Here is a 22,556-nt window from a genome sequence, read left to right as displayed (position 1 = left end):
GCCGGAGGTGCGCCATGAAGACCGCGATCAGGACCCTGTTCAATTTCATTCACGGGAACCCGGAGGGCAAGACGGAGGCCGTTGATACGTTCCTCAACAAGTCTGAGGAGTTCCGCCTCCTGCTGTCGGCGAACGGCAAGGCCCTGGAGCTGATGGCGGAGATGACCGAGGCCGCGCAGACCGGCTTGCCCTCCGGGATTACCCGCGTGCGCGCCTATTCCGTGATGGTCGCGTCCAGCGTGCGCCAGATGATCGAGCGTTTGTGCCTCATGGCCCCCGGCAAGTACGACGGACTCCGCGACGTGTTCAACGACATCGTCCTCGCCATGGACCAGGCCTTCGCGGGCCCGTCCGCCCCGGCCAAGGGTCCGGTGGTCCTCGCCCTGCGCCAGGTCCGGGCCAAGGACATGCCGGAAACCGGCTCCAAGGTCGCCCTGCTCGGCGAGATACGGTCCGAGCTGGGCCTGGAGGTGCCGCACGGCTTCGCCATCACGGCCTCGGCCTTCCGGCTGTTCCTGGAGTCCAACGGGCTCGACGACGAGATCGGACGGCTGACCCAGATCCACGACGGCAATTCGCTCACCGAGCTGACCGAGCTGGGCCGGACCATCCGCCACGCCGTGGACATGGCCCCCATGCCCCCGGAACTGGAGGAGGCGGTCGAGGCGCAGTGCGAACGGCTGGGCGACATCCGGTTCGCGGTGCGCTCCAGCGCCCTGGGCGAGGATTCGGAACAGGCCGGGTTCGCCGGGCAGTTCCAGTCCGTGCTCGGGGTCCGGCCCTCTCAGATCCTGGACGCCTACCGCACGGTCGTCGCCTCCATGTATTCGGCCACGGCGCTGACCTACGTCCGCAACCGCGGGCTGCGCGAGGACGAGATGGTCATGGCCGCGGGGTGCATGGAGATGATCGACGCGGTGGCGGGCGGGGTCATCTACACCCGGCCGCCCATGGGCCACTCCGACGGATCGCTGATCGTCACCGCCGTGCCGGGGCTGCCCTGCGCCGTGGTGGACGGCAGCTCCCTGGTCGACTCCTGGACCGTGAACCGGGAGACCGGGCGGGTCCTGGACCGGGACGTGGCCGAAAAGGAGATCCGGTTCGTGCTCGCCTCCACGGGCAAGATCCGCAAGGAAAAGCTCTATGGCGGCAGGCAGCTCGCCCCGGCCATCTCCGACGGCGACGCCGAGCGGCTGGCGGCCATGGCCCTGCGCATCGAGCGGTATTTCGGCCGTCCCCAGGACATCGAATGGGCCAAGGCGCGCGACGGGCGCATCGTCATCCTGCAATGCCGTCCCCTGACCATCTGCGACCCGGTTCAGCCCGCCCCGCCCGTGGACGAGGAGAGCCGGGGCATGGCCCTCCTGTCCGGCTGCATCCCGGCCAGCCCCGGCGCGGCCGCGGGCTACGTGGTCAAGGTGGAGACCGAGGAGGACATGTTCCGCTTCCCGGACGGCGCGGTCCTGCTGGCCCGCACCGCCCGGCCCCAGCTTTCGGCCCTGCTGCCCCGCGCCGCCGCCCTGGTGGCCGAGTTCGGCAGCTCCGTGGGCCACCTGGCCAACGTGGCCAGGGAATACTCCATCCCGGCCCTGATCGGCGCGCCCGGCGCGGTGGAACGGTTGGCCGGGGTGGGCATGGTCACGGTCAACGGCAGCTCCGGGACCATCTACCTGGGCCGCCGCCAACGAATGATCGACCGCGAGGCCAGGCCCCCGGCCCGGTCGCGCACCACCGACGTCGGCCTGGCCCTGCAAGGGGTGCTCAAGCACATCACCCCCCTGAACCTGACCGACCCGGATTCTCCGGAATTCCGGCCCGAAAACTGCCGCTCCCTGCACGACATCACCCGGTTCTGCCACGAGAAGGCGGTCTTCGAGATGTTCGCCCAGGGCGACCGGCCCCTGGCCGGGGCGCGCCGACTCGCCGGGGAACGCGCCATGCAGTACTGGCTGGTGGACATCGGCGGCGGCACCCGCGGCTCGGGCGGCACCAAGTCCATCACCATCGAGGACGTCTGCGCGAGCCCCATGCGCGCCCTGTGGTACGGGATGATGGCCATCCCCTGGGAGGGCCCGCCCGCGCCGCGCATGGACGGATTCATGTCCGTGCTGACCAGCGCGGCCCAGAACCCGGCGCTCATGCCCGGCGCGCGCAACGACATGGGCGAGCGCAACTACTTCATCGTGGGCCGGAACTACTGCAACCTGCAATCGCGCTTCGGTTTCCACTTCTGCACCATCGAGGGGTTCGCCGGAGACGACCCGAACTCCAACTACGCCCTGTTCCAGTTCAAGGGCGGCGGCGCGAGCCTGGACCGCCGCCACGCCCGCTCAAAGCTGGTGGCCGAGATCCTGGAACGGCGCGGCTTCATCGCGGAGATACGCGAGGACGCGCTCTTCGCCCGGCTGGAGGGCGTGACCCGCAGGGCCGTGGAGCAGACCATGGCCATCCTCGGCTACCTGCTCATGCACACCCGGCAGATCGACATGTCCATGGCCGACCCCGGCACGGTGATCCGCTACCGCGACAAGTTCGAGGCGGACATCGAAACCCTGCTCGACGGCCTCGACGCCGAACTGCGGGAAGGGGGATGCGCCGCATGACCCCCTCCTCGTACTCCCGGCTCAAGTGGTTCCTGATCCTGATCACCCTGGCCCTGTCCCTGGTGCCGCTGTTCGTGGTCGGCTACGTCATCCACCGCGAGTTCCTGCATACGTACGAGGACAAGCTCACCGAGAACCTGCGGCTGATGACCACCAACCGGCGCGACGCCATCTCCATGTTCCTCAACGAGCGGGTGGTCCAGCTCCGCATGCTGGCCGATATCCACTCCTACGGCGAGATGTCCAACCAGGCGTACCTGGACCGCGTGTTCGACGCCCTGCACGACACCTCCGGGTCGTTCATCGACATCGGCGTCATCGGCCAGGACGGCGGCCACCTGGCCTACTGCGGTCCCTTCGACCTGATGCAGGTCAACTACAGCGAGGAGCCCTGGTTCCACCAGGCCATGCTCAAGGGGCTGTACATCAGCGACGTGTTCATGGGGTTCCGCAACTTCCCCCACTTCATCATCGCGGTGAAGCGGCAGGAGGCAGGACGGACCTGGATACTGCGGGCGACCATCGACTCCGACATCTTCACCTCCCTGGTGCGCAACGTCCGCACCGGGCAGCAGGGCGACGCCTATATCGTCAACGCCAGAAACGAATTGCAGACCCCGTCCCGGTTCGGAGGCAAGGTCCTGGCCAAGGTCGCCATCCCGGACGCCGGAAACGGCCAGGGGGTGGAGATCCACACCTGGAAGCGCGACGGGACGCCGGTCATCGCCGGGATCACCTCCCTGCCGAACACCGGCTGGCGGCTGGTGATCATGGAAAATCCCGACGAGGAGCTCTCTCCCCTGCTGCGCACCCGCTCGCTGATCTTCGGCCTGTTCGGGGCGTGCGCGGTGATGATCTTCATCGGGGCCTGGGTCACCGTGACCTCGGCCGTGGCGAGGCTCAAGGCGTCCGACCGCGAACGCGCGGCCATGGACGCGGCGGTCCTGCAATCGAGCAAGATGGCCTCCCTGGGCAAGCTGGCCGCCGGCGTGGCCCACGAGGTCAACAACCCGCTGTCCATCATCCGCGAGAGCGCGGGCTGGATACGCGACATCATCAACGACGGCGAGCTGGGCGAAGGCGAGGCCGTGGACGAATTGCAGGAGGCGGTCTCGGACATCGACCGGCACGTGGAACGGGCCCGCGCCGTGACCCACCGCATGCTCGGCTTCGCGCGGCGCATGGAGCCGCTCCACGAGGACGTGGACCTGAACATGCTGGCCAACCAGACCGTGTCCTTCCTGGAGAACGAGACCCGGCACCGGAACATCCTGGTGGAGACCCGGCTGGACCCCGAACTGCCGCTGATCACCACCGATTCCAACCAGGTGCAGCAGGTCATCCTGAACCTGCTCGAGAACGCCATCGACGCCATCCGGGAGGACGGGTCCATCACCCTGACCACCCGCACCGAGGGCAACATGGTCGCCCTGGACGTCGCCGACAGCGGCGAGGGCATTTCCAAGGAGAACCTGTCCCGGGTGTTCGACCCGTTCTTCACTACCAAGCCCACCGGAGAGGGGACCGGGCTGGGATTGTCCATCGTCTACAGCACCCTGAGCAAGCTGGGCGGAACCATCGGGGTGGACAGCGAACCGGGCGGGGGGACCACCTTTACCGTGCGGCTGCCCCTGGCCTGCCCCCACTTCCCCGGCTGCAAGGAGGAGATATGACCAGAATCCGCATTCTCGTGGTGGACGACGAGCACGACTTCCTGAAGCTCATCAAGCGCAGGCTGACCAAGCGCAACGTGGACGTGGAGACCGTGACCAACGGCGAGGACGCCCTGGCGTTCCTGGCCGAACACCCCGTGGACGTGGTCATTCTCGACGTGCGCATGCCCGGCCTGTCCGGCATCGACACCCTGAAGGAGATCCGCAAGCGGTTCCGCGACCTGGAGGTCATCATGCTCACCGGTCACGGCTCCATGCAGTCCGGCATCGAGGGCATCAACCTCGGGGCCTACGACTACATCCTCAAGCCGTTCTCCATCGACAATCTTCTTGATCGCATCCGGGCCGCCCACGAGCACGCCCGGCTGCGGATCGAGCGGCGGGCCCAGCAATGAGCCTCGCCCGCGCCAGCCGCGTCGTGCTGCTCGGACAGTACGCATATCCCGCTTCCTGCCTGGCCGTCGGGGCCATGGTCTGGATGCGCGGGGCCGTCGGGGATCCCCTCGCCCTCGGCGCTGCCATTTTGATCGCCCTGGGGACATGGGTATTGCTCCGGGCCTCGACGCGCTGGTTAGCGGACGCCTCCGCGGAACAGGAAGAGATGAACAGCCAGCTCATCCAATCGCAGAGGGTCATGGCCCTGGGCGAACTGTCCACGGGCATCGCCCACGAGATCAACAACCCGCTGAACATCATCCTCCAGGAGGCGGAGCTGATGCGCTACAACCTGGCCGGGACCCCGGACAGGGAGACCCTGGACGAGGTCAGGGCGGGCATCGACGTCATCTACGCCCAGGTGTCCCGCTGCTCGGACATCACCCACAAGCTCCTGGACCTGGCCCGCAAGCGCAAGCCCGTGTCCCAGTATGCGAACATCAATCGGCTGGTGGAGGACATGCTGGAGCTGGTGGAGCGCGAGGCGCGGCCCAAGAACATCCGCATCCACCGCAAGCTGGACCCGCAACTGCCCGGGCTGATGAGCGACCCGCCCCTGCTGCGCCAGGTGCTCCTGAACCTGCTCATCAATGCGGTCCAGGCCGTGGGAGAGGACGGGAACATCACCATCACGACCTTCCCCATGGGAAACGTGGTCTGCGCCAAGATCAGGGACAGCGGACCGGGCATCGCCCCGGAGCACATGGACCGGCTGTTCAACCCGTTTTTCACCACCAAGGCCCCCGGCGAGGGCACCGGGCTGGGCCTGTCGGTCAGCCTGCGCATCATGAACGAACTGGGCGGGGACATCGTTGTCGATTCCCGGCCCGGCCAGGGCGCTGCCTTCACCCTGCGCATCCCCATGAAATCCCAACGAGGTGCACAATGACGAACAAGGCGAGAATACTCGTGGTCGACGACGAGGACCGTTTCCGGCAATCCCTGAGCCGCCTGCTCAAGGCCGAGGGGTTCCCGGTGGAAGAGGCCCGCGACGGCCTGGACGCCCTGAACAAGCTGGCCACCAACGAATTCGACGTGGTGCTGCTGGACATGAAAATGCCCGGCATGTCCGGGGCCGAAACCTTCAACGAAATGCAGCTCCAGGGGTTCGACGTGGAGACCGTCTGCCTGACGGGCCACACCTCCATCAGCGACGCCATGAAGCTGCTCCAGAACGGCGTCTTCGACTACCTGCTCAAGCCCGCGTCCATGCCGGAGATCATCCAGACGGTGCAGCGGGCCATGGAGCGCAAGCTCCTGCGGCACGGGGAGATCGGCGTCACGGAACTGATAGACGGGTCGGCGTCGCGCTGACCCGAACCGGAGGACGCGCATGGAAGACTTCACCTACGAGAACCTCGGCATCTGCTACTGGAACGGCTCCATCGGCCCCTTCAACGTCGGCCTGGTGGGAACCGGCTCCATGCTCAAGGTCATGCTCGACATCATCTACAACGAAACCTTCCGCGAATTCCTGCCGGAGATGCGCCTGGCGGCCATCAGCAACGCCGATCCGGCCAAGAAGTTGCCCGAGGACTGCGAGACCTGCCCGGTCTACCGGGACTATGCCGAGATGCTCGCGGCCCACCCGGAGATCAACCTGGTCATCGAGATCACCGGCGAACGGGAGATCAGCTCCGGCCTGCGCCGGACCCTGCCCGACTCCGTGGCCCTCCTGGACCACCGGGACATCATCTTCCTGTGCGGCCTGCACGACATGGCCGTGGTCAAGGGCAACTACATGGCCAGCCTGGACCACCAGCGGACGCTCATCCAGTCCATCATCGACGAGATCCGAGAGGACATCTTCCTGCTCGACAAGAGCGGCAACATCCAGGACCTGAACCGCACGGTCTGGCAGCGGGCGGGCGTGACCCGCAAGGAGCTGCTCGGGCAGCCGTGCTGGAAGGCGGCGCGGCTGCGCGACGGGTCCTGCTTCTGCAACCAGCTCGACCCGGTCTGCCCCTTCCACAAGACCCTGCTCAGCGGGAAGAAGGAGGAGTCCATGGTAACCCGGGTCAACGGCAGCGGCCTGCTCCAGTACTACCGGCTCTATGCCTACCCCATCTTCGACATGCGCGGGAACATGTCCCACATCATGGTCATGCACCGCGACATCACCGAGCGCACCCGGCGCGAGAAGTACCAGCAGCAGCAGGACAAGTTCGCCATCATCGGCGAAATCTCCACCTACCTGGCCCACGAGATCCGCAACCCGCTGTACGCGGTGGGCGGGTTTGCCAACGCCCTGCTCCGCTCGCCCAAGCTGGACACCCAGGAGCGGGAAAAGGTCCAGATCATCGTGGACGAGACCAAGCGCCTCGACAAGCTGCTGACCAACATGCTCAACTTCGTGCGCCCGTCCCACGGCCCGGAGGGGACCGTGGACATCGTGGCCGTGTGCCGCGACGTAGCCGAGCTCATGGACGTGGGCTACGGAAGGCAGGGGTACAATATCGAGGTCCAGGCCGGGGAGCACCTGCCCTCGGTCCTGGGCGACGCCGATTCGCTCAAGCAGTGCCTGGTGAACATCCTGAAGAACTCCATCGAGGCCATGCCCGAGGGGGGAGACATCACCCTGGACGCCGCCATGGACGGGGGCGAGGTGGTCCTGAGCATCATCGACCGGGGCAAGGGCATGAACGAGACCGAACTGGACCGCGCCTTCAACCCCTTCTACTCCACCAAGGACGAGGGCAACGGCCTGGGACTGCCGCTGATCAAGAAGATCGTGGAGGAAGCGGGCGGCAGCGTCACCCTGGCCAGCAAGCCCGGCAAGGGAACCACCGTGACCCTGCGGTTGCAGCCAGCCCTGGACGTGGACCTGGCGGCCAAGGCCGCGGAAGCCGATTTCTAGAACCCATCCCTCCCCCCAAAGCAGAGTCCCCGCGCCCGACGGCGCGGGGGCTCCACTTTTTCCGGGCGCAGTCAACCGGATCGGAATGATTGGAGCATGGGGTTTTCCGCCGTTATCGGACGCCGAAAAGGAAAGCCCCTCCCGACGCCTTCGGCGCGGGAGGGGTCCCAGCGGGGCTGCGGATTGCCCCTGTCGGGAGAGGAGTGCCCGGGGCTAGCCCGGATGCTTCGTGGAAGCGGTGATGCGGGGGGAGGGGAAGGGAGAACCTATGTGCTCCGGTCCGCCTTCGGCCAGCTCGCGACGGACCTCGTCGAGGTCGATGATGCGCGGGGGAACCAGGGTGAAGCCGGAGGCGTCGCACCAATCGTGGTTGGTGGCGAATTCGTTGTTGTACCGGATTTCATCGAGGATGAAGTAGCCGTCCTCGCCCATGATGCGGTCCCACTGGTGGACCATGAACTCGAAACGGTCGGGGTTGAAGGAGTCCACGCCGGTCCACTTCCAGGAGAACCTGCAGACCTCGTTGTCGAACCCCAGGACGCAGAGGTACTTGGCCCTGCTGTCCAGGAACATCCGCCTGCGGATGCGCAGAGGATCGGCCACTATCCTTTCATAGTCGAACTCCACGGGCTTGCCGTCCAGGCTGACCTGGATGTGGCAGAGGTCGTCTATGCGCATGCCCCAGGTGGCCGTCTTGCCCTTGCGCCACCAATCCAGGGCCTTCATGGAATAAACTTCCGACCCGTACTTTTCGATGGTCCGGGCCGTCTTCTCCGATACGGGATGGAGGGCAAGGTCGCAGGAGTGCCCGTGAGCGGTAAAAACGAGTTCCATTATCCATACTCCTTGTTGGATGGTCGGTGTTCTTGCCCCAAGACTTTGCATAGGCCATGCCGCACTTCCCGCTTTCCCTATTTTATTTTTAACACACTATAATAAAAGCATATATTTTTTGCGTGACTGTTTGGCAAAACGCCTTTTGCGCGACTTTGCCGAAACCCGCAACATATGGCGAAACCCTTGCGAAGGGTGTTGCGCGGCGAATGGGGTGCGGCGCGGCCCGCCCGCACCCCTTGAAAAAGGGGGGCGGAAGTCGTAGCCTCGCGCCATGGATACCCAACAACTCAAATCCTTTGCCGTGGACCAGGGCGTCACCCTGGTGCGCGTGGCGGACCTCGACCGGCTGCGCGGGATCGAGACCAATCCGCCCGACCTGCTCGACGGGTTCACCCGCGCCGTGTCCATGGCCGTGGCCTTGAGCGACGCCGTCATCGAGACCATCGACGGCTGGCCCACGCCCATATACGCATCCCACTACTCCCGGGTGAACGCGCTGCTGGACGAGGCGGCCCTGAAGGTCTCGCGAGCCATCGAGGAGGCGGGCTTCAAGGCCATGCCCCTGCCCGCCAGCCAGGTGCTGGATACGGCCCGGAACATGTCCTTCCTCTCGCACAAGGCCGTGGCCGTGGCCGCGGGCATCGGCTGGCAGGGAAAGAGCCTGCTGACCGTCAGCCCGCAGTTCGGCCCGCGCATCCGGCTGGTCACGGTGCTCACCGACGCCCCGCTGGCCCCGGACGAGCCGCTGAAGAACCGCTGCGGCTCGTGCACCAAGTGCACCGAGGCCTGCCCTGCCGGTGCCATCCGCAACGTGAATACCGAGACCCACTATTCCTCGCGCCACGAGGCCCTGCACTTCGAGCGGTGCGTGCACCACGTCCGCGAGGTCTGCGCCAAGATGGAGCATATCGGCTCCTCCATCTGCGGAGTCTGCATCCGGGTCTGCCCCTGGGGCGGAAAACGGAAGAAAAATGCGGCCTGACGATCATCCTGGATCGCGCAACATCGTAAAAAAGGGCTTCCGGCCATTGCCGGAAGCCCTTTTTCATGCCGAAATCGGACGGATCAGCCGCACTGGACCGCTTCCTCGTTGCCATGTTTGGACAGGGAGCAAAAGCGCAGCCGGTCCGCGTCGCCGCCGATGACGGCAATGAGGTCCCCTGCCTCCAGCACGAAGGAAGCGTCCGGGTTGGTCTTGAGGTCGCCGTTTCGGACCACGCCCACGATGGACGCACCCGTGGTCTTGCGCACGTTGCTCTCACCGATGGACTTGCCCGCCAGCCCGCTGGCCGCGGCCAGCTTGACCCATTGCAGGTCGAACTGGTGCTCCGCGCCCCGGAGCTGGACCAGCTCCCGGTAGCCGTCGTTGGTGTCGCTGAGCACGGAATAGAGTTCCTGGCGCACCTTGTCCGTGTGCCGCTGGACCTCCATGGGGGACATCTTGAGCCTGAGCAGCGACTGGCGCGACATCTCCAGGCTCGCCTCCAGCTCCGGCAGCACGGTTTCGGACACGCCCATGTCCTTCATGACCTGCATGTTGTCCGGAGAGGACGAACGGGCGATGATCTGCAGCTCCGGATTGCGGTGCCGGGCGTTCTGGATGATGGCGCGGGTGGTGACCATGTCCGGCACGGTGACCACCAGGAGAACGGCCGTGCCGATGCCCGCCGCGTCCAGCACCACCTCGTGGCTGGCGTCGCCGTAGACCGCCGGGATGCCGGTCTTCTTGGCCTGCTCGAACCGCCTGTGGTCCAGCTCCACCAGGACGTGGGGGCGGTCCAGCCTACTCAGGATCTGGGAAATCTGCAGCCCCACCCTGCCCGCGCCGAGAATGACCACGTGACCGTCCAGCCCCTTGTCGGGGATGTTGGTGGACTCCAGCTGCTCCTGGCGGAACCACTTCTTGCGCAGCCCGTAAAGCCGGGCGGTCTGGCCCGAGATGATCGGGGTCAGGACCATGGAGATGATCGTCACGGTCAGGATCAGGGAATAGAGCTCGTGGTCGATGGACCCGGAGGACAGGCCGAGCCGCGCCAGCACGAAGGAGAACTCGCCGACCTGGAACAGACCGAGGCCCACGGCCAGGGGCACCACGTTGCGGTAGCGGAAGAGCTTGGCCAGCACGACGAAGATCGCGCCCTTGCCCACGCAGAGCACCAGCAGCAGCCAGAAGACCTGCTTGTAGTGCACGACCATGAAGTAGGGATCGAAGAGCATGCCCACCGAGGAGAAGAAGAGCAGCCCGAAGATGTCGCGCAGCGGGATGATGTCGCTCAACGCCTGGTGGCCGTAGTCGGATTCGCTGAGGACCATGCCCGCCACGAACGCGCCCAGGGCGAAGGAGAGCCCGGCCAGGTAGGTCAGGTAGCCCACGCCCAGGCCGATGGCCGCGATGGCCAGCAGGAACAGCTCGCGCGAGCCGAGGCGGGCGATGAAGGACAGAATCCACGGCAGCAGCCGGGTGCCGAGCAGGATGGTGGCCCCCAGGAACCCGGCCGCCTTGAGGGCGGCCAGCCCGAGCTTGGGCAGCCCCACCACGGGATCGTTCAGCTCCGGCAGGATGATCATCATCGGCACCACGGCCAGATCCTGGACGATGAGCATGCCGATCATGACCTTGCTCGACAGGGTGCCGAGCCAGCCCTGGTTCATGAGCGTCTTGAGGATGACCATGGTGGAGGAGAAGGAGGCCAGCGCGCCGAGCCACAGGGCGGACTTGAAGTCCAGCCCCATGTACTGGCCCACGGCCACGCCCAGGAACATGGTCAGAAGCATCTGCAACGGCGTTCCGATGAGCGCGATCAGCTTCACCGGCTTGAGGTCCTTGAGGGAGAATTCCAGCCCCAGGGCGAACAGGAGCAGGGCTATGCCGATCTCGGCCAGCAGCTCGATCTCGTGGGTGTCCGTGATGGTCAGCCCGCCGGTGTGCGGTCCCAGCAGCACGCCCGCCAGGATGTAGCCGAGAATCAGGGGCTGCCCCAGCCGCTGCGCGCCCAGCCCGCAGAAGAAGGCAAAGACAATGAGAAGAATGATGTCGGCCGTCAAGCCCATCGAAAATTCCGCCTTGTGGTATTCAAATTAGGGAAAAAGCGTTGCCAACGCCCGTCGTCAATGACTCCATGTGAATGTAAAAAGGAATTCAAAAGTTATCCAGCAGGAAAAGAAGGTTGCGAGCAAAACTCACAACCTTCCGTAATTGTTGTCTTTACAGCAGCAACGTTGCCTTTTTACAGCCCGACCTCCTTGAGATCGTCGCCCAGGTACTCCCGTTCGTTCTCGCCCAGGATGCCCAGGGAGAGGCAGATGAGGGTCCACAGATGGACCACCGGGAACCCCGCCTCGAAGTGTTCGCTGAGATCGTGGATCTGGGAATGGCAGTTGTGGCAGGGGGCGATGCAGTAGTCCGCCTTGGTGCGCAGGATCTGCTCCAGCTTGATCTTCCCGTATTGCCGACGCTCCTCGGCAAACCCGGATTGCAGGAACCCGCCGCCTCCGCCGCAGCAGTAGTTGTTGGACCTGTTCGGCCACATGTCGATGAAGTTTTCCTCGCCCACCACGGATTTGACCACGAAGCGCAGGTCCTCGGCCACCGGGTCGTGCAGGGACTTGCGCACCAGCTGGCAGGGGTCCTGGACCGTGAAGGTCACGCCCAGTTCCTTGTTCCAGTCGGAATTGACGGGCAGCTTGCCCTCGCGAATCCACCTGGCGTACAGGCGGATGATGGACTCCATGCCGAAGCTGTGCTCGACGTTGAACTTTTGCAGTCCGGCCCGGACCGCGTAGAATTCGTGTCCTCACTCGGTGTTGAGCCAGACCTTGCACCCCAGCTCCTCCACCGCCGCGGCCTTGTTGCGGATCACCTTTTCCCAGGACTCGTCGTCGGCCAGGAACATGCAGTAGTTCTCGGCCGCCCACCCCTTGGTGGAGTAGGTCCAGTCCGCGCCCACCAGGTTCAGTATCTTCCACAGCGGGACCATCTCGTCCGGCTCGGTCACCGGTTCGCGCGAGTTCTGGTTCAGAAAGTAGTAGGCCCCCTTCCGGTCGACGGAAACCTCCAGGTTCTCCATGCCGGGCTGGGTTTCACGGACCTCCTCCAGAACGTCCTCGACCACGAACTTGAAGTCCTCGCTGGACGCGCCCATGGCGCTGTTGCCCGAGGTGGCCAGGGCCTGCTCGCAGGAGCCGAGGATGCCCTTGGGGCGCTCCTCGCGGGGCCAGGACTGGCGGCAGTGGTAGACGAGCTGGGGGATGTCAACCTCCATGGGACAGGCATGGACGCACCGTCGGCACATGGTGCACAGCCAGACCCACGGCGTGGATCGAATCTCCTCCTCCTGTCCCCACAGGGCGAGCCGGAGGAACTTGCGCGGGTCCATGCCGTGCATGCCCGTGGCCGGACACCCGGATGCGCAGGCCCCGCAGGCCAGGCACATGCTCAGGTTGCCGCCCTCGGGCAGCAGTTCCTTGACCTTCTCAACCAATTCCGACCGCTTGGGTTCGATGAGCAGTTCCGCAGCTTCGGCCATGACGCTCTCCTTTTCCATCCCGTGCAGGGGGATGTCCCGGAGGCGGAAACCCGCCTCCGAGTCCGTTTTGGATCATTCGGGCCGCCGCGCGGCCCGTCCGCTAGACCAGGGCCTCGGCCTTGGCCACCTGGCCGGTCTGGTCGTACATCAGGCCGCAGCGCAGGTCGAAGTGCCGGTTGACGCTCATGGTCGGGCACGGGGCGTTCAGCGCCACCTGGGTGACGGTGGAGCCGAGGAACGCCTTCTCCGGATCGCTCTCCTTGGAGTGGTGGGCCATGATCACCAGGTCCGCCCCGCTCTGCCGGGCCGCGAGCAGGATCTCCATGGCGGGCTCGCCCGCTGCGGCCTTGAAGTCCACGCCGACGACCCCGTCCAGACGCGGCCCGTAGTCGTGCTCCAGCCTGGCCAGGCACTCGTTGCGCCCCTGACCGCCCGGTTCGCAGACGTGCATGACGGTCAGCTTGGCCTTGTACTGGCGGGCCATCTGGCCGCCGTAGGCTACGGCGCACTCGGCCTGGTCCGAGAAGTCGGTGGCGACCACGATGTTCTCGAACAGCGGGTCCTTGCACTCGACCTCCTTGTGCACGATCATCACCGGGCAGCGGGCGCGCTGACTGACGCGCTCAAGGGTGCTGCCCGCCATGCCCCACATCTTGGACCGCTTTTCCTCATACTCCTGGGTATGCGGCCCCATGACGATGAGGTCCGTGTTCTTCTGCCTCGCCAACCGCAACAGCTCGCTGTGCGGGATGCCCGGTACGACCACGACCTGCGCGCCCGGCGTGATGCCGAGGTACTCGGCGTACATCTCCCGGATCTTGGTCCCGATCTGATCTGTCTCGCCCGACGGCGCCAGGTGCTCGATGGAGCCCCATCCCTGCTCCATACCCGCCACATGGGTCAAATAGAGCTGGGATTCGAAACGCTCGGCGAACCGGATGGCCGCCTTGACCGCGCACGCATCGATGCCGGTGGGCGTGACTCCCACAATGATATCCTTGAACATGACTTGCCCCCTTTCCTTTCAGGTTTATCCGCTCGCCTCGACAGTTTCCGCACCTTGTCCGGGCGCGGGCTCGGCCCACGCCCTGGCTGCAATGCCCCGGCGCACCGCCGGGGTCATGGTCAGGTTGTCCGAAAGGCGCATGGCCTTGTCGTCCAGCCCCATGGCCAGTCCCATGAGCTGGGTCAGGTACAGGACCGGGACCCTTCGGCCGCCCGCCCTGGCCGCCTTGGCCTGGTAGGCCTCCAGGTTCATCTGGCACAGGGGGCAGACCGTGGCGATGGCGTCCGCCCCCCGAGCCGCGTTCAGGATTTCGGCCACGGACCGGATGGCCACCTCGGGATGGCCGACCATGAGCGAGGCCCCGCAGCACCGGTTGCCCATGTCCCAGCGATGGACCTCGCCGCCCATGGCCTCGATGAACGGCTCCATGGAGACCGGCTTGCCGGGATCGTCGAACACCGGGTACGGGCGCAGGATCTGGCACCCGTAGTAGGGCGCGATCTTCATGCCCTTGAGGGAGTCCGTGACCTTCTGCTCGACGATCTTCGCGCCCACGTCGTTTTTCAGCACGTCGAGCAGGTGGCGGACCCGCGCCTTGCCCCGGTAGACCAGGCCGGACGCGGCCAGGACCTCGTTGATCCGGCCATGCAGGTGCCGGTCGCCGACCGCCTCCCTGCCCACCTTGAGCAGGTTCAGGTAGCAGGCCGCGCACGGGGCCAGGACGTCCATGCCGTCCATGTCCTGCTCCGCGATGGCCAGGTTGCGCGCGGGCAGCGCGTAGTTCATGAGCCGGCTCACCGGCTCGGCGGCGCTCGCACCGCAGCAGGTCCAGTCCGGGATCTCGACCAGTTCGCAGCCGAGCCGCTCCATGACCAGCCGGGTGGAGACGTCGAATTCGCGGGCGCTCTCCGTCAGGGAGCACCCCGGGTAGTAGGCATATCTCATGGCGTTCCCTCCAGTTCCCGCGCCTTGGCGAACAGCGGCTTGAGCACCCCGCCCATGCCCCTGCCGGGCAGATGCACCTTGCCCTTGGAGAGCATGCGGACGCCCAGCGGCAGGAAGGCCAGCGGCGCGGCCGGGTCCCTCCGCCTGATGAAATAGCGCTGCATCATGCTCGTCTCCTGCACCCGGCCATGGGCCTCCACGTCGTCCATGAAGGCGGCGTAGAAGGACCCGTTGCGCCGGGCCGCCGGGCCGTTCGCGACTCCGGCCAGCCGCTTCAGGGCGGCCATGGCCGAGGTCAGCTTCAGCCCGCGCGGACAGCGCAGGGTGCACAGGTAGCAGGACGAACACATCCAGAAGGTCCGGCTCTCGAGAATCCGGTCGAGCATGCCGAACTGGATCATCCGCCACATGGCCCGCGGGGTCACGTCCATGGCGTGCCAGTTGGGGCAGGAGGCGGTACAGGTGCCGCACTGCATGCACGCGCCCACGGTCTCCCGCAGCTCCTTGAGGATCATCCGGTCGGATTCCGGGGCCGGGCTCCACGTCTCCCTGACTGCTCCGCTCATGGCTCGCTCTCTCCTTGGCAAAGGGTTGCCCGGCCTCAGGCCGGCTGCTCCAGGGCCGCGTCGATGACGGACATCATCGGCCCGTCGTGGAACCCCTTGAGCACCGTGGCGCTGTTGGGGCAGACGGCGGCGCAGGCGCCGCATCCCTGGCAGAGAATCTCGTCCACGACGATCTTCTCCTCGTTCATGTCCAGGACCCTGGCCCCGTACGGGCAGGCGCTGACGCACGCCTGGCACAGGGAGCACAGGGAATGGCGGACCGTGGCCACCACGGTCTCGCGCGGGATCTTCTCGGCGTTGAGGATGCGCAGGGCGCGCTGGGCGGCCGCCTTGGCCGAGGCCACGGCACCGGCCATGCGCCGGGGCGAATGGGCGATGCCGCACATGTAGATCCCCTGCTTGAGGAAATCCACGGGCCGCCACTTGAAGTCCGCCTCCTGAAAGAAGCCGTCCTTGTTGACCGCCACCTCGAAGACCTCCAGCAGGTCCTCCACGTCGTTGGGCTCGATGCCGCTCGACAGGGAGAGGATGTCGGGCCGCAGCTCCACCTGGCTGCCCAGGATCGGGTCGTAGCCCCGGACCACGGGCAACCCTTCCTCGAAGGTCACCTGCGGCGCGCTCCGGTCGTCGTAGCGGATGAAGATGGCCCCGGCCTTGCGCGCTTGGGTGTAGTAGGTTTCCAGGAACCCGGTGGCCATGATGTCGCGGTAGAAGACGTAGATGGGCAGGTCCGGATTGCGCGCCTTGAGGTTCAGGACATTCTTGAGCATCTCCGGGCAGCAGACCCGGCTGCAGTAAGCGCGGTCCTCGTTGCGGTTGCGCCAGCACTGGATCATGACCACGGAGGTCAGCTCCCTGGCGTCCAACTGGCCGGTCGCCAGCCGTTCCTCCAGGGTCAGGTGGGTCATGACCGTCTTGTGCACGCACAGGCCGGATTCGTAGACCTTGGCTTCGTGCCCGCCGGTGGCCAGGATGGTCACGCCGTGCTCCAGGGGGAAGACCCCCATGGGCGAGGCTATGGCGGACCGGAAGTGGCCCGCGCTGCCGCGCGACAGGACCACCCGCGAGTCCTTGAAGACCTTGATGTTCGGGTGCTTCTCCACCTGGGCGATGAGCTCTTCCATATACTTGCGCGGGTCCGAACCGTCGAGCTGGGTGTGCAGCCGCATGGCCGTGCCGCCCAGGTTCTCCTCGGACTCCACCAGGCAGACGCCGTACCCCTGGTCCGCGATGGACATGGCCGCGGTCATGCCTGCCAGCCCGCCGCCGACCACCAGGGCCGAGCGGATCACGTCCACGGTCACGGCCGGGCCGGACGGGTCCGCGCCCTGGAGCCGGGCCACGGCAGTGGACAGGGAGGCATAGACCTTCCGTCCCGTGCCGCCGTCGTCCATGCCATTGCCGTCCGGGCCGCCCACGGTGGGCGTGTAGATGTCCACCACGTCCATGAGCGCCGGGTTCAGGCCGATGGTCCTGCCCAGCTCCTTGAGCCGGGGGATGTAGGCGTAGGGCATGCACGCACCGATGAGGATGCGGTTGGGCTTGTACTCCCGGGCCGCCTCCTCGATGTCCCGCCACCCCTGGGCGGTGCAGGCGGAACCCACGCGCATGACCTTGCACACCGAGTGGACGCGGCCCATGCGATCGGCCAGACCGTCCAGGTCCACGGCCTGCTCCAGCGTCGGACAGGAGGTGCACACGGTGACCAGGGTCCGGGCCGGGTCCCTGGACACGTCCGGGTATTCCGGCTCCGGCTCGGCCTCGATGCCCGCCAGCACGTCATACGCCTTGATGATGCGCGAGGCGGACATGGCCGCGGCCCCGGCCTGAATGACCGACTCGGAGATGTCCCTGGGCTCGCCCATGGCCCCCGCCGCGAACACGCCGATCCGGCTGGTCCGCTCGTGCAGGTAGGGCTGGGCGTCCACGAACCCCCACTGATTGAGGTCCACGCCCAGGGTCAGGGCGAACTTGTCCGTCCCCTTGGGCGGGCGCGCGCCCGCGGCCAGTACGACCATGTCGAAGGTCTCGGAGACCATCTCCCCGGCGTCGGTCAGATAGCCCAGGGCCAGGCCGCCGTCCTCGGTGGGCCACACGGTGTGGGGCCGGTTGCGCACGAAGCGCACGCCGTGCTCCTTCTCCGCCGCCACCCTGTAGCGGTCGTACTCCTTCCCGGACGTGCGCATGTCCATGTAGAAGATGGAGGTGGCGACGTCGCCACCGGTGGCCTTCTTGGCCAGCAGCGCCTCCTTGATGGAGAACATGCAGCAGACTCCGGAACAGAAATCCGCGTTCTTCTTCACGTCGCGGGACCCCACGCACTGGAGCCAGGCGATACTGCGCACGGGCTGGCCGTCGGACGGCCGCCGCAGCCTGCCCCCGGTGGGGCCGGTGCCGGACAGCAGCCGCTCGAACTCCACGGCGGTGAGCACGTCGGGATTGTTGTAGCACCAGATGTCCGCGCCGCCCTCCGGGTCCATGGACGGGACGTAGCAGTCGAAGCCCCCGGCCAGGACCACGGCCCCGACCTCCAGCTTTTCCACGCCGTCGGACAGGATGCGCACGTACAGCTTGTCGAGCCACGGCACGAACCGCTTGCCCTTGAGCGGCTTGACCAGGTACTCGCGCGCGCCCTGGAGGACCAGGGCCCGGGCGGCCTCCTCCGCGCCGTGGTCGGCCAGGACCACCACGGGCAGGTCCGGGCGCAGCTCGCGGCTGCGGATCAGGACCCGCTCGGCGTCCATGTCGTTCAGCCCCATGCCCACCAGCAGCAGCCCCACCGGCTCCTCGGAGGCCAGCCGGTCCACGGCGTCGCGGCCCGTCTCGGCGAAGTGCAGCGGGAAGTTCTGCTCCCTGAGCTCCTCCTCCATCATGGCCCGGAGGTCCGGGTCGCGGTCGGCCACCAGGATGTGGAAGTCCTTGCGCTCCTCGAACTTGAAGTCGATGGCCCCCGTGGGACACGCCTCATGGCACTTCCAGCACCGCTGGCAATTGTCCAGGTCCAGGACGTAGTGGTTGGGGATGGCGTGGGGCACGGGCAGGTAGACCGCGGCACGCTCGGTCAGCCCGGCGTTGAACTCGCTGGGCACGCGCACCGGGCAGACCTCGGAGCACTCGCCGCAGCTGATGCACTTGGTCGGGTCGATGAGCGTGGACTTGCGCTTGAGGGAGACCAGGAACTTGCCCGGCTCGCCCTCCAGGTCCTCGACCTCGGTGGACAGCAGGATGTCGATATTGTCGTGGAACAGCCCCTTGCGCAGGCAATACTGGCTGGAGGAGTCGCGCGCCATCAGCGGCAGCATGCGGCACATGCCGCAGTGGTCCGAGGGGAACTGGTGGTCGAGCTGGCTGAGAATCCCGCCGTGGCTGGGCCTGCGGTCGATGAGCGCCACCTTGTGGCCGGTCACCGCCAGATCCAGGGCGGCGCGGATGCCGCCGATGCCCGCGCCCACCACCAATGCTCCGTATTGCTTTCTCATGTCGTCCTCCCTGGGATCAGGCCATGTGGGACACCGCGTCCTGGAACTCGTCCTCCTTGAACACCGAGAGCGGAGGCGCTTCGTCCAGGCTGCGCCCCGGCACGTAGTCGAAGCTCTGCTGGGTGCGCGACGCCACGGTGCGGAACAGCTCCATGACCGGGATGTCGTTGGGACAGGCGTTGGAGCACTGGCCGCAGCCCACGCAGGCCATGGACATGTGCGCCATGCGGGTCAGGTGATAGAAGATGGTGTCCGTGGGCATCTTGAGGGCCCCCTTCTGCTTGGCCCAGCCCATGTACTGCCACGGCTTGTGCTCGAAGACGTCGGTGTTGAAGACGCACTCCTTGCAGTAGCAGACCGGGCAGGCCACCCGGCAGTTGTAGCAGTTGACGCAGGAGGCCAGGTATTCGGACAGGTCGGTCAGGGTGCCGGTGGCCGCGCGGGTGCGCTCGAACATGGCGTCCCGGTTGGCGATGCGGACCTCGACCATGGCCTCGAGCGCCTTGTCGCGCCCGTTGGCCGACGCCATCTCCGGCAGCCCCAGCCCGTTGAGCAGGGATTCGCCGCGCGGGCTGGTGGCCATGACCGGGATGTGACCGGACAGGTCGGCCCCGGCCAGCCCCAGGACCAGGTCCGCGTTCTCCGGCGCGGGATACTCGCACGACTGGCAGGCCGGGGCTATCCCCGCCCCGCCGTCCGCCGCCGAGCCGTGGAAGTCCAGGGTGGCCTCGAAGGGGTCGCGGTCGCCCCGGAACCGCTTGTAGCCCGAATTGTCGAACGCCCCCATGCAGTCCAGCCCCACCAGGATGACGTCGTCGAGACTGCCCTGGTTGAGCTTGACCAGCTCCACGAACGCCCGGATCTCGCAGGGCCGCAGGACCGCGGCGATGCGCTCGCCGGACTGTCCCCGCGTAAGCCGGGCCAGGAGCTTGGCGCTGTTCATGGGGAAGGCCGGGGCCAGGGGGTCCGCGCCGGACAGCTGGTCCGGGTCGGTGACCAGGGTCGGCATGGGCATGCCCTTGCCGAACAGGTGCACCGGAGTGAGCACCCCGCCCACGCTCTCGTTCTCCAGCAGCCCGCGCAGGAACCCCTGCACCGCGGCTATGGGATTGCCCCCGTCGATCAATATCTTTGCCGTTGTCGCCATGACGCCCTCCCGCAGGCCTAGACCACGGCCATGGAACGCGTTTCCATGGGTCCGAGTTCTCTGATTTCGTTGATGAAGTTGTTGACCGTGGCGGCAAACTCATTGCCCTCGCTGGCCCCGACCCAGGTCAGCTTGACCCGTTCCTTCTCGATGCCGAACTGCGGCAGGATCTCGCTCAGGAGCTTGACCCGCCGCCGGGCCTTGTAGTTGCCGTTGATGTAGTGGCAGTCGCCGGGGTGGCAGCCGGAGACCAGCACCCCGTCCGCCCCGGAGAGCAGCGACTTGACGATGTACTTGGGGTCCACCATGCCGGTGCACATCATGCGCACCATGCGCAGGTTGGGCTGCTGGACCATGCGCGATGTCCCGGCCAGGTCCGCCGCGGTAAAGGTGCACCAGTTGCAGACAAAGGCCAGGATGGTCGGTTCGAACTCGTGACTCATGACGCGCCTCCTCAGGCCTGATCGCCCGGTTGCTCAGCCGTTGCCCGCGCCTGTTCGCCCCCGCCCGCCTCGGGCGGCAGCCAGCCGGGGATCATGCCGAGCAGACCGTCGATCTCGTTGAATATCTGGGTCTCGTTGAAGTGCTTGATCTGGGCCGCGCCGCTGGGACAGTACCCGGCGCAGGAGCCGCACCCCTTGCACATGGCCTCGTTGATTACCGCCACGTTGCGGCGCTCGTCGAATTCGATGGCCGAGTAGGCGCACAGCCCCACGCAGACGCGGCAGCCCACGCAGATGTCCGGATTGATCCAGGAGGTGGTCGGCGAGATGGAGACCGTACCCTTGGCCGCCAGGGCCAGGGCCTGGGCCGCCCCGCCCGAGGCGTGGGAGACCGCGTCCGGGATGTCCTTGGGCCCCTGGCAGGTCCCGGCCAGGAACACGCCGTCCGTGGCCGTGGAGACCGGCCCGAGCTTGGGGTGCTCCTCCAGGAAGAACCCGTCCTGGCCCTGGGCGATGCCGAAGACGCGGGCCACCTCGGTGGCATCCGGCCTCGGCTCCATGGCCGTGCACAGGATGACCATGTCCACGGGCAGCCGGACGTTGATCCCGAGCAGGGTGTCCTCGCCCACGACCACAAGCTTGCCGTCCTCCTCCACCACCTCGGCGGGCCGCCCCCGGATGAAGGTCACGCCCTCCTCCTGGACCCGCCGGTAGAACTCCTCGTACCCCTTCCCGAAGCAGCGCATGTCGATGTAGAAATTGTAGACCATGGTGTCGTGTCCGACCTTGTCCTTGATCAGATGGTCGTACTTGAGCGCGTACATGCAGCAGGTCCGCGAACAGTATTCGTGGTAATTCCTGTCGCGGCTGCCCACGCAGTGGATGATGGCCACGGACTCCGGCTTCCTGCCGTTTTTCATGACGATCTTGCCCTCGGTGGGGCCGACCGCGTTGTTCAGCCGCTCGAACTGGAGCGCGGTGTAGACCTCGTCGTAGCGGCCGAAGCCGTATTCGCGCATGGGGGTCGGGTCCATGGTGTCGTAGCCCGTGGCCAGCACGATGGAACCCACGTGGAAGACCTCGCGGGTCTCCTTCATCCCGTAGTCGATGGCCCCGGTGGGGCAGATGGTCTGGCAGATGCCGCACTTGTCCTTGGTGATCTTCTTGCAGGCGTTGCCGTCGATGACCGGAGTGCTGGGCACGGCCTGGGGCGAATTGCGGTAGATCGCCTTGCGGAACCCCAGTCCCTCGTTGAATTCGCTGATCGCCTTGGTCGGGCATTTCTCCAGGCAGGCGCCGCATCCGGTGCAGACGTCCTCGTTGACGTACCTCGGCTTGCGCAGGACCGTGACCGTGTAGTTGCCCACGAACCCGGTGACCTCTTCCACCTCGGACCAGGTCATCAGGTTGATGTTCGGTTCCTGGCTCACGGCCACCATCTTGGGGGTCGAGATGCAGGCCGCGCAGTCCAGGGTGGGGAAGGTCTTGTCGAACTGGGCCATATGACCGCCGATGGACGGGCTCTTCTCCACCAGGTGGACCTTGTGCCCGGACTTGGCGATATCCAGCGCGGCCTGGATGCCAGCGATGCCCGCGCCCACGACCATGACGTCCGGCAGGACGCCGACCTCGCGTGAGTAGAGCTTCTGGTGGTCGGCCACGCGCTTGACCGCGCCCTCCACGATGCGCCGCGCCTTGGCCGTGGCCTCCTCAGGGTCCGCCGTGGTCCAGGAGCAGTGCTCGCGGATGCAGCAGTGCTGCATGAGGTACGGATTCAGCCCGCCGCGCGCGCACGCCTTCTGAAAGGTCTTCTCGTGCAGCCGGGGAGAACAGGAGGCGACCACCACGCGATCCAGGCCGTAGTCCCGGATGTCCTTGATGATCATCTCCTGTCCGGGGTCCGAGCACATGAACTGGTAGTCGCGGGACACGGCCACGTTTTTGAGGCCCGCGGCGAACTCGGCCACGCCGGGACAGTCCACCTTGCCCGCGATGTTGGACCCGCAATGACAGACGTAAACTCCGATCTTTCTCGACAT

17 protein-coding genes are annotated in these 22,556 nt (G+C 66.3%); 7 read left to right on the top strand and 10 right to left on the bottom strand.

The window, feature by feature from the left end:
• The first annotated feature begins 14 nt into the window (after positions 1 to 14).
• Genes AWY79_RS07370 through AWY79_RS07345 form a run of 6 tightly spaced genes read left to right on the top strand, consistent with a single transcriptional unit; the run spans position 15 to position 7,568 of the window.
• Entirely contained in the window at positions 15 to 2,603 is a 2,589-nt protein-coding gene (locus tag AWY79_RS07370) for a PEP/pyruvate-binding domain-containing protein (protein ID WP_066802056.1), read from the top strand.
• The gene (locus AWY79_RS07365) at positions 2,591 to 4,276 is read left to right on the top strand and encodes a sensor histidine kinase (RefSeq protein WP_335343135.1); all 1,686 of its coding nucleotides are present in this window, start codon (positions 2,591 to 2,593) and stop codon (positions 4,274 to 4,276) included. Before AWY79_RS07370 ends, AWY79_RS07365 begins: the two co-directional genes overlap by 13 nt.
• Positions 4,273 to 4,671, top strand: a complete 399-nt coding sequence (locus AWY79_RS07360; RefSeq protein WP_066802053.1) for a sigma-54-dependent transcriptional regulator — start codon at positions 4,273 to 4,275, stop codon at positions 4,669 to 4,671. The genes AWY79_RS07365 and AWY79_RS07360 overlap by 4 nt, the downstream gene beginning before the upstream one ends.
• The gene (locus AWY79_RS07355) at positions 4,668 to 5,600 is read left to right on the top strand and encodes a sensor histidine kinase (RefSeq protein WP_066802051.1); all 933 of its coding nucleotides are present in this window, start codon (positions 4,668 to 4,670) and stop codon (positions 5,598 to 5,600) included. Before AWY79_RS07360 ends, AWY79_RS07355 begins: the two co-directional genes overlap by 4 nt.
• The gene (locus tag AWY79_RS07350) at positions 5,597 to 6,025 is read left to right on the top strand and encodes a response regulator (RefSeq protein WP_066802049.1); all 429 of its coding nucleotides are present in this window, start codon (positions 5,597 to 5,599) and stop codon (positions 6,023 to 6,025) included. Before AWY79_RS07355 ends, AWY79_RS07350 begins: the two co-directional genes overlap by 4 nt.
• Before the next feature lie 19 nt (positions 6,026 to 6,044).
• Positions 6,045 to 7,568, top strand: coding sequence for an ATP-binding protein (locus AWY79_RS07345; protein ID WP_066802046.1), 1,524 nt, complete (start codon positions 6,045 to 6,047; stop codon positions 7,566 to 7,568).
• Between the two features lie 213 nt (positions 7,569 to 7,781).
• Here AWY79_RS07345 and AWY79_RS07340 read toward each other — a convergent pair whose 3' ends face one another.
• Positions 7,782 to 8,402, bottom strand: a complete 621-nt coding sequence (locus AWY79_RS07340; protein ID WP_066802044.1) for a hypothetical protein — start codon at positions 8,400 to 8,402, stop codon at positions 7,782 to 7,784.
• A gap of 274 nt (positions 8,403 to 8,676) precedes the next feature.
• On the opposite strand from AWY79_RS07340, the gene AWY79_RS07335 reads away from it, so the two are divergent.
• Positions 8,677 to 9,387 carry a 4Fe-4S double cluster binding domain-containing protein gene (locus tag AWY79_RS07335; RefSeq protein ID WP_066802042.1) on the top strand — a complete coding sequence of 237 codons (711 nt, stop codon included), beginning with the start codon at positions 8,677 to 8,679 and terminating at the stop codon, positions 9,385 to 9,387.
• 83 nt (positions 9,388 to 9,470) lie between these two features.
• Here AWY79_RS07335 and AWY79_RS07330 read toward each other — a convergent pair whose 3' ends face one another.
• From AWY79_RS07330 to AWY79_RS07285, 9 genes are all read right to left on the bottom strand, one after another.
• Complete coding sequence (locus tag AWY79_RS07330) at positions 9,471 to 11,456, bottom strand: monovalent cation:proton antiporter family protein (RefSeq protein WP_066802040.1); 1,986 nt, start codon at positions 11,454 to 11,456, stop codon at positions 9,471 to 9,473.
• A gap of 176 nt (positions 11,457 to 11,632) precedes the next feature.
• Positions 11,633 to 12,931 carry a (Fe-S)-binding protein gene (locus AWY79_RS18205; RefSeq protein ID WP_078063671.1) on the bottom strand — a complete coding sequence of 433 codons (1,299 nt, stop codon included), beginning with the start codon at positions 12,929 to 12,931 and terminating at the stop codon, positions 11,633 to 11,635.
• Positions 12,932 to 13,031: 100 nt separating this feature from the next.
• Positions 13,032 to 13,937, bottom strand: a complete 906-nt coding sequence (locus AWY79_RS07315) for a universal stress protein (protein WP_066802037.1) — start codon at positions 13,935 to 13,937, stop codon at positions 13,032 to 13,034.
• Between the two features lie 24 nt (positions 13,938 to 13,961).
• Positions 13,962 to 14,882, bottom strand: a complete 921-nt coding sequence (locus AWY79_RS07310; protein WP_066802036.1) for a CoB--CoM heterodisulfide reductase iron-sulfur subunit B family protein — start codon at positions 14,880 to 14,882, stop codon at positions 13,962 to 13,964.
• On the bottom strand, positions 14,879 to 15,448 hold the full coding sequence (locus AWY79_RS07305) for a 4Fe-4S dicluster domain-containing protein (RefSeq protein WP_066802035.1): 570 nt from the start codon (positions 15,446 to 15,448) through the stop codon (positions 14,879 to 14,881). Before AWY79_RS07305 ends, AWY79_RS07310 begins: the two co-directional genes overlap by 4 nt.
• Before the next feature lie 35 nt (positions 15,449 to 15,483).
• On the bottom strand, positions 15,484 to 18,927 hold the full coding sequence (locus tag AWY79_RS07300; RefSeq protein WP_066802033.1) for a 4Fe-4S binding protein: 3,444 nt from the start codon (positions 18,925 to 18,927) through the stop codon (positions 15,484 to 15,486).
• 16 nt (positions 18,928 to 18,943) lie between these two features.
• Positions 18,944 to 20,074: a Coenzyme F420 hydrogenase/dehydrogenase, beta subunit C-terminal domain gene (locus AWY79_RS07295; protein ID WP_066802032.1), complete on the bottom strand. Its 1,131-nt coding sequence runs from the start codon at positions 20,072 to 20,074 to the stop codon at positions 18,944 to 18,946.
• 17 nt (positions 20,075 to 20,091) lie between these two features.
• Entirely contained in the window at positions 20,092 to 20,517 is a 426-nt protein-coding gene (locus AWY79_RS07290; protein WP_066802030.1) for a hydrogenase iron-sulfur subunit, read from the bottom strand.
• 11 nt (positions 20,518 to 20,528) lie between these two features.
• The gene (locus AWY79_RS07285) at positions 20,529 to 22,556 is read right to left on the bottom strand and encodes a CoB--CoM heterodisulfide reductase iron-sulfur subunit A family protein (RefSeq protein ID WP_066802028.1); all 2,028 of its coding nucleotides are present in this window, start codon (positions 22,554 to 22,556) and stop codon (positions 20,529 to 20,531) included.

It is taken from the genome of Pseudodesulfovibrio indicus, from assembly GCF_001563225.1.
Lineage (GTDB): Bacteria > Desulfobacterota > Desulfovibrionia > Desulfovibrionales > Desulfovibrionaceae > Pseudodesulfovibrio > Pseudodesulfovibrio indicus.
The sequence above is the reverse complement of the archived record's forward strand: the minus strand, read 5'-3'. Positions and strand labels throughout refer to the sequence as shown.

Coding starts and splice junctions, on each gene's coding strand:
- AWY79_RS07370 (WP_066802056.1), top strand. CDS start 15: ATGAAGACCGCGATCAGGACCCTGTTCAATTTCATTCACGGGAACCCG.
- AWY79_RS07365 (WP_335343135.1), top strand. CDS start 2,591: ATGCGCCGCATGACCCCCTCCTCGTACTCCCGGCTCAAGTGGTTCCTG.
- AWY79_RS07360 (WP_066802053.1), top strand. CDS start 4,273: ATGACCAGAATCCGCATTCTCGTGGTGGACGACGAGCACGACTTCCTG.
- AWY79_RS07355 (WP_066802051.1), top strand. CDS start 4,668: ATGAGCCTCGCCCGCGCCAGCCGCGTCGTGCTGCTCGGACAGTACGCA.
- AWY79_RS07350 (WP_066802049.1), top strand. CDS start 5,597: ATGACGAACAAGGCGAGAATACTCGTGGTCGACGACGAGGACCGTTTC.
- AWY79_RS07345 (WP_066802046.1), top strand. CDS start 6,045: ATGGAAGACTTCACCTACGAGAACCTCGGCATCTGCTACTGGAACGGC.
- AWY79_RS07340 (WP_066802044.1), bottom strand. CDS start 8,402: ATGGAACTCGTTTTTACCGCTCACGGGCACTCCTGCGACCTTGCCCTC.
- AWY79_RS07335 (WP_066802042.1), top strand. CDS start 8,677: ATGGATACCCAACAACTCAAATCCTTTGCCGTGGACCAGGGCGTCACC.
- AWY79_RS07330 (WP_066802040.1), bottom strand. CDS start 11,456: ATGGGCTTGACGGCCGACATCATTCTTCTCATTGTCTTTGCCTTCTTC.
- AWY79_RS07315 (WP_066802037.1), bottom strand. CDS start 13,937: ATGTTCAAGGATATCATTGTGGGAGTCACGCCCACCGGCATCGATGCG.
- AWY79_RS07310 (WP_066802036.1), bottom strand. CDS start 14,882: ATGAGATATGCCTACTACCCGGGGTGCTCCCTGACGGAGAGCGCCCGC.
- AWY79_RS07305 (WP_066802035.1), bottom strand. CDS start 15,448: ATGAGCGGAGCAGTCAGGGAGACGTGGAGCCCGGCCCCGGAATCCGAC.
- AWY79_RS07300 (WP_066802033.1), bottom strand. CDS start 18,927: ATGAGAAAGCAATACGGAGCATTGGTGGTGGGCGCGGGCATCGGCGGC.
- AWY79_RS07295 (WP_066802032.1), bottom strand. CDS start 20,074: ATGGCGACAACGGCAAAGATATTGATCGACGGGGGCAATCCCATAGCC.
- AWY79_RS07290 (WP_066802030.1), bottom strand. CDS start 20,517: ATGAGTCACGAGTTCGAACCGACCATCCTGGCCTTTGTCTGCAACTGG.
- AWY79_RS07285 (WP_066802028.1), bottom strand. CDS start 22,556: ATGTCGAGAAAGATCGGAGTTTACGTCTGTCATTGCGGGTCCAACATC.